Genomic DNA, 11390 nt, shown 5'->3' on the forward strand with positions numbered 1-11390 from the left:
CCAGCAGGCCGTGGACGAGGAGCTCGCGACCGAGCAGCCAGGTCGACATCGTGTGCTGGCCCGTGAAGACGGTGCGCGCGGCGGCACGCGGCTCGGCGCGGGACGCTCGTCCGGCGGGGACCCGACCGAGGTGGCCGAGACGGACCGGCACGAGGTCGCAGGCGCCGGCGCGCGCTGAGCCGGGCACCGCTCCCCGCCCGACGCGGACGGCGGGACGCACGACGGTCCCCCCGGTGCACCGCACACCCGGGGGACCGTCGTGCTGCGCGGGGCCGGCATCGGCGCCGGTCCCGCGGCTCCTCAGCGGTCGACGCGCGCGCTGCCGCCGCCCGCGAGCTTGAGCACCTCGGCCTTGGTGACCATCGTGGTGTCGCCCGGGGTCGTCATCGCGAGCGCACCGTGCGCCGCGCCGTACTCGACGGCCGTCTGGAGAGGCTGCCCGTCGAGCAGGCCGTAGATCAGGCCCGACGCGAACGAGTCGCCGCCGCCCACGCGGTCGAGGATCTCGAGGCGCTCGCGGTGCGTGGCCTGCACGACGCCGGTGGCCTTCGACCACGCGATCGCGCCCCAGTCGTTGACGGTCGCGGACCGCACGGTACGCAGCGTCGTGCCGATCACCGAGAAGTTCGGGTAGGTCGCCGCCGCCTTCTCGATCATCGCCGTGAACGAGTCGAGCTCGAGCTCGGAGAGGTTCTCGTCGACGCCCTCGACCTCGAAGCCGAGGCTCGCGGTGAAGTCCTCCTCGTTGCCGATCATCACGTCGATGTACGGCGCGATGGCCCGGTTGACCTCCTGGGCCTTCGCCTGGCCGCCGATCGCCTTCCAGAGGCTCGGGCGGTAGTTGAGGTCGTAGGAGACGACGGTGCCGTGGCGCTTGGCGGCGGTGACCGCCTCGATCACGGTCTCGGCCGCCGACTCGCTGAGCGCCGCGAAGATGCCGCCGGTGTGCAGCCACCGCGCGCCGAGCGTGCCGAACAGGTGGTCCCAGTCGACGTCGCCGGGCGTGAGCTGGCTCGCGGCGGTGTGCCCACGGTCGCTCACGCCGACCGCCCCGCGCACGCCGAACCCGCGCTCGGTGAAGTTGAGGCCGTTGCGCACGCTGCGGCCGATGCCGTCGTACGGGACCCAGCGGATGTGCTCGGTGTCGAGCCCGCCGGTGAGGATCAGGTCCTCGACGAGCCGGCCGATCTCGTTGTCGGCGAGCGCCGTGACGATCGCGCCGCGCAGCCCGAACGCGCGGCGCAGGCCGCGGGCCACGTTGTACTCGCCGCCACCCTCCCAGGCGCGGAACTGGCGGGCGGTGCGGATGCGGCCCTCACCGGGGTCGAGCCGCAGCATGACCTCGCCGAGGGAGACGATGTCGTAGCGGCACTCGGACGCGGGGCGGATCTGGAGCTCGGTCATCGGGGCTTCCTCGTCGGGGTGGGGCGGGTGCGGGGGTGCTGCGGGTGCGGCGACGGAGGTCGTCGGCGTCGGGAGCGCGGAGGTCACGCCTCGGGGGCCTGGCGCCCGGTCCGGGGTGCCGGCGATCAGGCGCCGCGGGCGGCGAGCGCGACGGCGGCGGTCGTGAGCTCGGTGATGCCGGCGGTGTCGCGCGCCCGGATCCTGTCGCGCGGGACCATCCACGAGCCGCCGACGGCGGTGACGGACGGCAGCGCGAGGTACTCGTGCAGGTTCGCCGGGCTCACGCCGCCGGTGGGCACGAACCGCACGCCGCCGAACGGCGCGGCGAGCGCGGCGATCGCCGGCGCGCCGCCCGAGGTGCCGGCCGGGAAGAACTTGACGGTCGTGAGCCCGAGCTCGAGGGCCGCCTGGATCTCGGTCGCGGTGACCGCGCCGGGCAGGGCGAGCACGCCGTGCTCGTGGCAGCGCTCGACGACCGCACGGCTGGTGCCCGGCGAGACGACGTAGCTCGCGCCGGCGGCGACGGCCTGGTCGACCTGCTCGACGGTGAGCACGGTCCCGGCGCCGACGAGCACGTCGCCGCGGTCGGTGAGGACGCGGATCGCGTCGGCCGCGGCGGCGGTGCGGAACGTCACCTCGGCGACGGGGAGGCCACCGGCGACGAGCGCGTCACCGAGCGCCGAGGCGTCGGCGGCGTCGTCGAGCACCACCACGGGGACGAGGCGTGCCTCGGCGAGGGCTGACAGGGTGTCCATCGGGCTTCCGTTCCGCTAGGCGTAATGATCGTGTCGTTGTGTGAAACGACTGTCGCACAGAAGGACCGTGCGGCTCAACCCCCCGAGGGCGAGCGGAGCGCGCCGGGCCCGCCTCCACGGTCCCCGCAGCGCATCCTCGGCGGGGGGGGCGGCGGGGCGTCAGCGCGCGAGCCAGCCCCCGTCGACCGGCAGGATCGCGCCGTTGACGTAGTCCGCGGCGTGCGAGCACAGGAACAGCACCGCACCCGCGATGTCGGAGGCCAGCGCCCAGCGCCCCGCCGGGATGCGGCTGAGGATCTCGTCGCTGCGCGCCTGGTCCTGGCGCAGGTCGTGCGTGTTCGCGGTGGCCACGTACCCGGGCGCGACGGCGTTGACGTTGACCCCGGACTCGGCCCACTCGTTCGCCAGCGCGCGCGTGAGCCCGGCGATCCCCGACTTCGACGACGTGTAGCCGGGCACGTTGATGCCGCCCTGGAAGCTCAGCATCGACGCCGTGTTCACGATCTTGCCCGAGCCGCGCGCGACCATCGTGCGGCCGACCTCGCGCGAGAGCACGAACGCCGAGCGCAGGTTCACGTCGAGCACGTGGTCGAAGTCCTCGTCGGAGTGCAGCGCCGCGGGCGTCCGGCGGATCGTCCCGCCGTTGTTCACGAGGATGTCGACGTGCCGCGCCGCGAGGTCCGCCGCGAGGGCCGTGACCTGCGCGCGGTCCGAGAAGTCCGCCTTCAGCGGGACGAACGTGCGCCCGAGCCCCTCGACGACCGTGCGGGCGTCGCTCTCGCCCGCCGGCAGGTCGTGGCTCACGCCGATGATGTCCGCCCCCGCCGAGGCCAGCGCCTCGGCGATCGCGAGGCCGATCCCCCGGCTCGCACCCGTCACGACCGCGGTCCTGCCGGACAGCCCGAACAGGCTCTCGGCGTACGCGGCGGTGCTGTGCGGGGCGGTGGGGCTGGTGGCGGTGCTCATGTCAGCTCTCCTGGTAAGGGTGGCGAGCCGACCGGAGGGTCAGCCCGTGTGACCGAGCGCCGCGGAGATGCGCTCCGCGGTCGCGACGGCCAGGGGGGCCATCGCCTCGATCTGCTCGATGCTGTGCTCGAGGGTCAGCGTCGAGATGCTGACCCCGTAGGTGATGCTGTGCGTGGTGTCCCGGATCGGTGCGGCGACGCAGGCGACGCCGGGGACGTTCTCCTCGCGGTCCATCGCGTAGCCGAGCCGCCGGATCTCGGCGACCTCGGCCCGCAGCTCCTCGAGGGTCGTGATGGTGTGCGGGGTGCGGCGCGGGAGCCCGACGCGCTCGACGAAGCGCTCGAGCCCCTGGTCGGTGAAGCCGCTGAGCACGGCCTTGCCGATCCCCGAGGTGTGCAGCGGGATCGCCAGGCCGACGCGCGACGGCATGAGGTACGGCTTGTCGGAGTCCGCGCGGACCAGGTAGACGATCTCGTCGCCGTTCTTGGCCCCCACGTGCACCGTGCAGTGCGTCCGCTCGACGAGCTCGTCGACGAACGGCTGCGCGATCGCCGCGATGTCGATGCGGGCCATCGCCTGCCCCGCGAGCGACAGGATCTTGGGCCCCGGCAGGTAGGTGCCGTCCGCGGCCAGCGAGACGAACTGCCGGTCGATGAGCGTCGCGAGGATCCGGTGCGTCGTGGCCTTCGCGAGACCCGTCGCCTCGACCACGTCCGTGAACCGGCCGTGCGCCATCGCGGCCTCGAGCACGAGCAGCGTCTTCTCGCTCGCCCCCAGCACGGGCGCGACCGGCGGCAGGGGCACGTCACCCGGCGGCTGGTCCCCTCGTCGAGTGCCTGGTGCGGGCGTCGAGTCGGTGACCATGTCCGTCTGCCTGTCGTCCGGTGCGCGTCAGCGCATGTCGGTGATGGGATGCCCATCCATGTCGTCGAACGCCTGATTCTCGCCTGCCATGGCCCAGACGAACGAGTAGCTCGCGGTCCCGACCCCGGAGTGCACCGACCAGCTCGGCGAGATCACCGCCTCCTGGTTGCCGACGAGCAGGTGGCGCGTCTCGTCGGGCAGGCCCATGAGGTGCACCACGCGCGCGTCCGCCGGCAGGTCGAAGTAGAGGTACGCCTCGGTCCGCCGGTCGTGCGTGTGCGCCGGCATCGTGTTCCACATGCTGCCCGGGTGCAGCTGGGTGACGCCCATGACGACCTGGCAGCTGCGCACGCCGTTCTCGTGGATGTACTGCGTGAGGGTGCGCCGGTTCGACGTGAGCGGGTCGCCGAGCTCGCGCACCGTGCCCTCCCCGGCGGCGACGAACGTCGTCGGGTAGGACGTGTGCGCGGGCGCCGAGGCGACGTAGAACCGCGCTGGCCCGGCCTCGCCGGTGGGGTCGGTCGACGCGAACGTGACCTTCTCCGCGCCGCGGCCGACGTACAGGCACGAGCCGTGCCCGGCGTCGTAGGTCGTGCCGTCCACGGTGATCGTGCCCGGGCCGCCGACGTTGACGATCCCGGCCTCGCGGCGGGCGAAGAACTGCTCGCTGCGGATCTCCGGGGCGCCGACGAGGTCGAGCGGCGCGTCGGTCGGGACGGCGCCGGCGAGGACCAGGCGGTCGTGGTGGGTGAGGACCGAGCGGACCTCGCCGTCGACGAACAGGTCGGGGACGAGGTACCGGCTGCGCAGCCCGGCGGTGTCGAGGCCGGGCACCTGGTCGGGGCTGGTGGCGTAGCGCTGTTCCATGAGGCTCCTTCTCGGGGAGGGGTGCGGGCGGTGCGGGCGCGCCCCGGTGGAGGCGCGCCCGCGGGCGGCGTCAGGGGTTCAGGAGGCCGAGGGCGGTCGGCAGCCAGAGCGACAGGCCGGGGGTGAACATCACCATGACCAGGGTCGCGACGAGGGCCGCGAAGAACGGCATGAGCTGGCGGACGACGGGCTCGATGCCGACGCCGGCGATCTTGGCCCCGACGAACAGGACCGTGCCGACCGGCGGGGTGATCGTCCCGATGCAGAGGTTGAAGATGATCATGATGCCGAAGTGCACGGGGTCGATCCCGAAGCTCATGACCATGGGCAGGAAGATCGGCGTGAAGATCAGCACCGCCGGGGTCGCGTCCATGAAGCAGCCGACGACGAGCAGCACGACGGCGATGAGCAGGAGCAGGACGACGGGGTTCTCGCTGATCCCGAACATCGCCGACGAGACGGCCGCGGGGACCTTCGCGAACGACAGGACGAAGCCCATGATCGTCGAGACGCCGACGAGGAACATGACGACCGCCGTCGTGCGCGCCGCCTCCATGAGGATCCGCGGCAGCTCGCCCACCTTGATGGTGCGGTAGACGAACGACAGCACGAGCGAGTAGATCACCGCGATGCACGCGGCCTCGGTCGCGGTGAAGAACCCGGCCAGGATCCCGCCGATGACGACGACGATGAGCAGGAGCGACGGGACCGCGTCGAGCAGGGTCTTGACGCCCTCGCCGAACGTGACCTTCTCCGTGTAGCGGAGCTCCCGGTGCTTGCGGGAGTAGAGGAACACGATGAGCATGCAGGCCAGGGCCCACATGATCCCCGGGACGTAGCCGGCGACGAACAGCGCCGCGACCGACGTGCTCGAGACCAGCGAGTACACGATCATCAGGTTGCTCGGCGGGATGAGCATGCCCGACGGCGCCGACGCCACGTTGACCGCGGCGGCGAAGCTCTTGTCGTAGCCCTCCTTGGCCTGCAGCGGGGCCATCGTCGTGCCGACCGCGGCGGCGGCCGCGATGGCCGAGCCGCTGACCGCGCCGAACAGCGCGTTCGCGGCGATGTTGGTCTGCGCGAGCGAGGCGGGCGCCCGACCGACGAGCACCTTCGCGGCGTTGATGAGCCGCAGGGCTATCCCGCCGTTGTTCATGATGACGCCGGCCAGCACGAAGAACGGGATGGCGAGCAGCGCGAACGAGTTGATGCCGCGGAACATCTGCTGCGCGGCCGTCAGCACGCCGTTCTGGGTGCCGACGATGACGAACATGGCGAGCGTCGCGGAGAGCCCGACCGCGATGCTGATGGGCGCACCGATCAGCAGCAGGACGGCGATGCCGACGACGAGGACGAGCCCGGCGAGTGCGGCGATGTCCATGGTGTGCCCCTCCCTACGAGATCTCGAGCTCGGCGTCCGGGTCGACCGCGAGCTCCGCGCCCGTGATGATCCGGATCAGGTGGTAGACGGTGTAGAACGCGGTCAGCACACCCGAGAGCGGCAGCGCGAGGTAGAGCCAGCCCACGTTGACGGGCAGGCCGGTGAGGTTCTGGTCCCACGCCAGCGCGGACACGCGGAACCCGCCCCAGACGAGCGTGAGCAGCGTGAACGCGAGGATCGAGAGCTGCGCGAGCACGCTCGCGACGAGCTGGACCCGGGCGGGGGCGCGGGCCACGGCGATGTCGACGGCGATGTGCCCCCGCTCGCCGAAGACCAGCGCGGCCCCGAAGAGGCCCAACCAGATGAACAGGTACTTGGCGAGCTCCTCGGACCAGCCGCTCGGGCTGTCGAGGACCTGCCGCGCGAAGACCTGCCACGTGACGTCGAGCACGAGCGCGGCGAACAGCACCACGCACACCCACGTCAGCGCGCGGTCGAGCGCGTTCTTGACGGCATTCATGTCGGGCCCCTCCGGGTTCCTACGGCAGTCGCCGGGTCACTTCGCGGCGGCGCGGACCTGGGCGTGGATCTCCTGGAGGTACTCGCTCGTGAGCTTCGACTCCGTCAGGGGCGCGATGGCCGCGGCGAACGCCTCCTCGTCGACCTCGTTGAACTTCGCCCCGGCGTCCTTCGCGGCCTGGGTGGCGACGTCGATCTCGGTCTTCCAGAGCTCGCCCTCCTCCTCGACGGCCGTCTGGACCTCCTCGAGGAAGATCTCGCGGACGTCGTCCGGCATCGCGTCGAGCACCTTGGGGTTCACCAGCAGGTAGTCGGGGAGCATCAGGTGCTTGGTGTAGCTGAAGTACGGCGCGACCTCGGAGTGCTTGACGCCCGTGTAGGTCAGCTCGTTGTTCTCGGCCCCGTCGATGACGCCGGACTGGATGGCCGTGTAGACCTCGCCCATGCCCATGGGCGCCCCGCTCGCCCCCATGAGGCGCATCATCTCGATGTTCGTGTCCGACTCGATGACCCGGATCTTCATGCCGGCCATGTCCTCGGGCGTGGTGATGGGGCCCTTCGAGTTGTACATCGAGCGGACGCCGCCGTGGAACGCGCCGAGGACGTGCAGGCCCTCGTCGTCGAGCGAGGAGTAGAGCTCCTCGACGATCTCGGGGTCGTTCGTCGTCTCGCGCTGGTGGTCCTGCGAGTCGAACGTGAACGGCAGGTTGAAGACGACGAAGTCGGGGTTGTAGTTCTCGAGCAGCGGGCTCGCGACCATCGACATCTCGATCGTGCCGGCCTTGACCAGCTCGATGGTCTCCTTCTGCGCGCCGAGGGTCTCGTTCGGGAAGACCTCGATGTCGTACTTCCCGTCGGTGCGCTCCTTGAGCCGGTCCCCCATCGCGTCGAGCGCGACGAACTGGGGGTGGTTCGGCTGCTGGTTGAACGCGAGCTTGAAGACCGTCTCGGCGGCCGCGCCCGAGTCGGCGGTGCTGTCGCCGGGGCCGGCGGCCGTGCCCGTGCCGGCGCTGCAGGCGGCGAGCGCGAGGACCGCGCCCATCGCGGCGGTAGCGGAAACGACTCTGTTTCGCCTCATCGTGAGCTCCTTGTCGGCCCACGGACGTGGGCGCTCGTGCGCTCGGTGGAGCGCGGGGGACGTGCCAGGAGGGGACGTGCTGGGGGGCGTGCTGGGGGTGGTGCGCGCCGGTGCGGTGGGGTCCGCGGCGGCGTCCTTGCGTCGGTCTCGACTTCGGTGTCAGACTTGCATGGAACTCGGTTCCACTGAGCGGAACCGTAGCGCGGCGCAGCGCGACGGTCAACACGCTCGTCCGGGACCCGGGAGACGCCCGACGCAGGACCCGACGACGCCGGAGCCCGAGGACCCGGGCCCGGCCCCGCACGACCCTCCGCAGCGCACGACACCCCCGTCGCCGCGCTCGGACCGCTCGACCCGCACGGACACGGTGTCCGTGCCGCACGCCGCTCATCCCCGACGGAGGACCCATGCCCACGCCCCCGAACCTCTTCGTGTCCGCGTACATCACCGCCCCGGGCGGCGACCCGCAGCAGGAGGACGAGTTCTTCGACGCGGTCGCCGGGCTCGAGATCGGCGGCCTCGAGTTCGCGCTCGCCCCCGAGGGCGCACGGACCCTCGACCCGGCGTGGATCGACCAGCACGTCCTCCCGACCTGGGACCTCGTCGTCACGCTCGTCCCGACGATGATGGTCCGGCTCGGCACCGAGCCTGCCTACGGCCTCGCGTCCCGTGACGAGGCCCAGCGCGCCCGGGCGCTCGCCGACGTCGCCCGGGCCCGCGACCTCGCCCGCTCGCTCGCCGACACGCACGGCCGCCGCCGCGTCACCGCCATCGAGATCCACACCGCCCCCGGCCCGGTGCTCGGGTCGCGCGAGGCGTTCACCCGCTCGCTCGACGAGATCCTCACCTGGGAGCTCGCGGGCGCCGAGCTCCTCGTCGAGCACTGCGACGCGCACGTGCCCGGGCAGACGGCGGCCAAGGGCTTCTTCACGCTCGCCGACGAGCTCGCGGTCGTGCAGGGCTACGGCCTCGCGCCCGACGTGCTCGGCATGTGCGTCAACTGGGGGCGCTCCGCGATCGAGGGCCGCGATCCCGCGCTCGCCGTCGAGCACACCCGGGCCGTCGCCGACGCCGGGCTCCTGCGCGCGCTCGTGCTGTCGGGCGCGACCGACGTCGACTCCGCCTGGGGACCGGCGTGGACCGACATGCACATCCCGACGCGCGGCGACGACGCGACGCTCGCGGCGTCCGCGGTCTCGCTGCTCGGGCCCGACGAGATCGCCGCGACGATCAAGGCCGCGGGCGACGTCCCCCGCATCGGGCTCAAGTACGCCGTCCGGCCGCAGGACGCCGGCGTCGAGACCCGGGTCGCGCTGCTGGCCGCGACGCTGCAGCAGGTCACGGACGCGCGCGCCGCGCTCTGAGCCCCGGCTCACCCCGCCCGGCGCACCGACCGCGTGCGCCGGGCGGCCCCCACCTCGTCCGCGGACCCGCGGGCACCCGCAACGACGCGAGGGCACCATGACCGACGACCGGACCCCCCAGCTCTTCCGCACCCTCAGCCCGGGGGGCCTGCGCAACTTCGCCGACGACCTGCGCGCCGAGAACACCGGCGCGGTGCTGCTCCTCGCGGGCACCGTGCTCGCGCTCGTGTGGGCGAACTCGCCCTGGTCCGGCGCGTACGAGGCGCTCAGCGACACCGTCGTCGGGCCGTCCGCGCTGCACCTCGACCTCACCGTCGCGCAGTGGGCGACCGACGGGCTGCTCGCGGTGTTCTTCTTCGTCGTCGGGCTCGAGCTCAAGCGCGAGGTCGTCGACGGGCAGCTCCGCACGCCCTCCACCGCGATCGTGCCGATCCTCGCGGCCGTCGGCGGCATGGCGGTGCCCGCGCTCGTCTACACGCTCGTCAACACGTCCTCCGACGGCGGGTCGCTCGACGGCTGGGCGATCCCCGTCGCGACCGACATCGCGTTCGCCGTCGCCGTCCTCAGCGCGTTCGGCCGCCGGCTCCCGACCGCGCTGCGCGCGTTCCTGCTCACGCTCGCGGTCGTCGACGACCTGCTTGGCATCGTCGTGATCGCGGTCTTCTACGCCGACGGGCTCGCGCTCGTGTGGCTCGCCGCGGCCGCGGGAGCGATCGCGCTGTTCGCGGTGCTGGTGCGCCGGCGCCGCCCGAACGCGTGGCTGCTCGTGCCGCTCGCTCTGCTCGCCTGGGGCTTCATGCACGCGTCCGGCATCCACGCGACGATCGCCGGCGTGCTGCTCGGCTTCACCGTCCCGGCGCTCGCCCGCCCCGGGCAGGACGTGAGCCTCGCCGAGCGGTTCGAGCACCTCTGGCGCCCCGTCTCCGCGGGGTTCGCCGTCCCGGTGTTCGCGCTGTTCGCCGCGGGGGTCAGCCTGAGCCCGAGCGCGCTGGCGAGCGCCGCCGCCGACCCCGTCGCGCAGGGCGTCGCCCTCGGGCTCGTGCTCGGCAAGCCTGCGGGGATCCTGCTCGCGGCGTTCGTGCTCGTGCGGCTCACGCGGGCGAGCCTGGACCCGGCCGTCCGCTGGCCCGACCTCACGGCGGTCGCGTGCGTCGGCGGTGTCGGCTTCACCGTCTCGCTGCTGATCGGCGACCTGTCGTTCGACGTCGGCTCACCGCACGCGGAGCACGTCACCGCCGCCATCCTCGTGGGCTCGCTCGCCGCTGCGGCGCTCGGCGCGGTGCTGCTGCGGCTCCGTACCCGGGCACACCTGCGGGCCACGGAGGTGGTCGACTCCGCGACGGGCTGAGCGGGTCGCGGAGGCCGGGCGCCTCGTGCTCGCGGGCGGGGTGCAGCGCGGGTTGCGCGCTCGTCGACGGCGCAGCGGGATGCGCCTGCACGTGCCGGCCGCTGCCGCGCCTCAGGAGCCGACGAGCCCCGACTCGTAGGCGGCGATCACGAGCTGGACCCGGTCCCGGCAGCGGAGCTTGCGCAGCGCCTCGGAGACGTGCGACTTGACCGTCGCCTCGGTGATCCACAGCTCGGCGGCGATCTCGGCGTTCGAGAGCCCGCGAGCCACCGCGCGCAGCGTCTTGAGCTCGCGGGGCGTCAGGTCGTCGAGGCCCGGCACCGGGACCGGCTCGGGCGTGCGCGCGGTGACGTCGTGCACGAGCCGGCGCGTGACCGACGGACCGAGCAGCATCGACCCGTCGGCCACCATCCGCACGGCCTCGACGAGCCGCTCGGCCGTGACGTCCTTGAGCAGGAACCCGCTGGCACCGGCGCGCAGCGCGTCGTACACGTACTCGTCGAGGTCGAACGTCGTCAGGACCAGCACGCGCGTCGCGGGGTGCTCGGCGCTGATCCGGGCGGTCGCCGCGATGCCGTCGAGCACCGGCATGCGGATGTCGACGACGGCGACGTCGGGCGCGTGCCGGGCGACGAGGTCGAGCAGCACGCGGCCGTCGGGCGCGGCGCCGACCACCTCCAGGCCGGGTGCGGCGCCGAGGATGGCGGCGAAGCCCTGCAGGACGACGGGCTGGTCGTCGGCCACGACGACGCGCGTCACGCGGCCCCCTCCGCCTCGGCCGGCTCGGTCGGGTCGGGCGCGACCGGGTCCGGCGCGACGGTGCGCTCGCCGGACGACCCCGTGG

The 11390-nt window shown here is 73.0% G+C and carries 11 protein-coding genes; 2 read left to right on the forward strand and 9 right to left on the reverse strand.

What is annotated here, in order from left to right:
- Positions 1-300: 300 nt before the first annotated feature.
- The 8 genes from AB6N24_RS21365 to AB6N24_RS21400 form a co-directional block, all read right to left on the reverse strand.
- Entirely contained in the window at positions 301-1404 is a 1104-nt protein-coding gene (locus AB6N24_RS21365) for a sugar kinase (protein ID WP_412871376.1), read from the reverse strand.
- A 125-nt stretch (positions 1405-1529) separates the two neighbouring features.
- A complete protein-coding gene (eda, locus tag AB6N24_RS21370) occupies positions 1530-2159 on the reverse strand; it encodes a bifunctional 4-hydroxy-2-oxoglutarate aldolase/2-dehydro-3-deoxy-phosphogluconate aldolase (RefSeq protein ID WP_412871377.1) in 630 nt (209 codons plus the stop codon).
- A gap of 159 nt (positions 2160-2318) precedes the next feature.
- On the reverse strand, positions 2319-3125 hold the full coding sequence (locus AB6N24_RS21375) for an SDR family oxidoreductase (protein WP_412871378.1): 807 nt from the start codon (positions 3123-3125) through the stop codon (positions 2319-2321).
- 39 nt (positions 3126-3164) lie between these two features.
- Complete coding sequence (locus AB6N24_RS21380) at positions 3165-3989, reverse strand: IclR family transcriptional regulator (protein ID WP_412871379.1); 825 nt, start codon at positions 3987-3989, stop codon at positions 3165-3167.
- Between the two features lie 27 nt (positions 3990-4016).
- On the reverse strand, positions 4017-4856 hold the full coding sequence (gene kduI, locus AB6N24_RS21385) for a 5-dehydro-4-deoxy-D-glucuronate isomerase (RefSeq protein WP_412871380.1): 840 nt from the start codon (positions 4854-4856) through the stop codon (positions 4017-4019).
- A 70-nt stretch (positions 4857-4926) separates the two neighbouring features.
- Positions 4927-6237 carry a TRAP transporter large permease gene (locus AB6N24_RS21390; protein ID WP_412871381.1) on the reverse strand — a complete coding sequence of 437 codons (1311 nt, stop codon included), beginning with the start codon at positions 6235-6237 and terminating at the stop codon, positions 4927-4929.
- Positions 6238-6250: 13 nt separating this feature from the next.
- Entirely contained in the window at positions 6251-6757 is a 507-nt protein-coding gene (locus tag AB6N24_RS21395; RefSeq protein WP_412871382.1) for a TRAP transporter small permease, read from the reverse strand.
- 36 nt (positions 6758-6793) lie between these two features.
- Positions 6794-7834, reverse strand: coding sequence for a TRAP transporter substrate-binding protein (locus AB6N24_RS21400; RefSeq protein ID WP_412871383.1), 1041 nt, complete (start codon positions 7832-7834; stop codon positions 6794-6796).
- Positions 7835-8241: 407 nt separating this feature from the next.
- Here AB6N24_RS21400 and AB6N24_RS21405 point away from each other — a divergent pair, with 407 nt between their 5' ends.
- Together AB6N24_RS21405 and nhaA are read left to right on the forward strand one after the other, a co-directional pair.
- Positions 8242-9198 carry a DUF4862 family protein gene (locus tag AB6N24_RS21405; protein ID WP_412871384.1) on the forward strand — a complete coding sequence of 319 codons (957 nt, stop codon included), beginning with the start codon at positions 8242-8244 and terminating at the stop codon, positions 9196-9198.
- A gap of 97 nt (positions 9199-9295) precedes the next feature.
- On the forward strand, positions 9296-10546 hold the full coding sequence (gene nhaA / locus AB6N24_RS21410; RefSeq protein WP_412871385.1) for a Na+/H+ antiporter NhaA: 1251 nt from the start codon (positions 9296-9298) through the stop codon (positions 10544-10546).
- Positions 10547-10657: 111 nt separating this feature from the next.
- On the opposite strand, the gene AB6N24_RS21415 is transcribed toward nhaA, so the two are convergent.
- Complete coding sequence (locus AB6N24_RS21415; RefSeq protein ID WP_412871386.1) at positions 10658-11305, reverse strand: response regulator transcription factor; 648 nt, start codon at positions 11303-11305, stop codon at positions 10658-10660.
- Positions 11306-11390 lie beyond the last annotated feature (85 nt).

The sequence above is a fragment of the Cellulomonas jepli genome (assembly GCF_047229345.1).
In the GTDB taxonomy this organism is placed as follows: domain Bacteria; phylum Actinomycetota; class Actinomycetes; order Actinomycetales; family Cellulomonadaceae; genus Cellulomonas_A.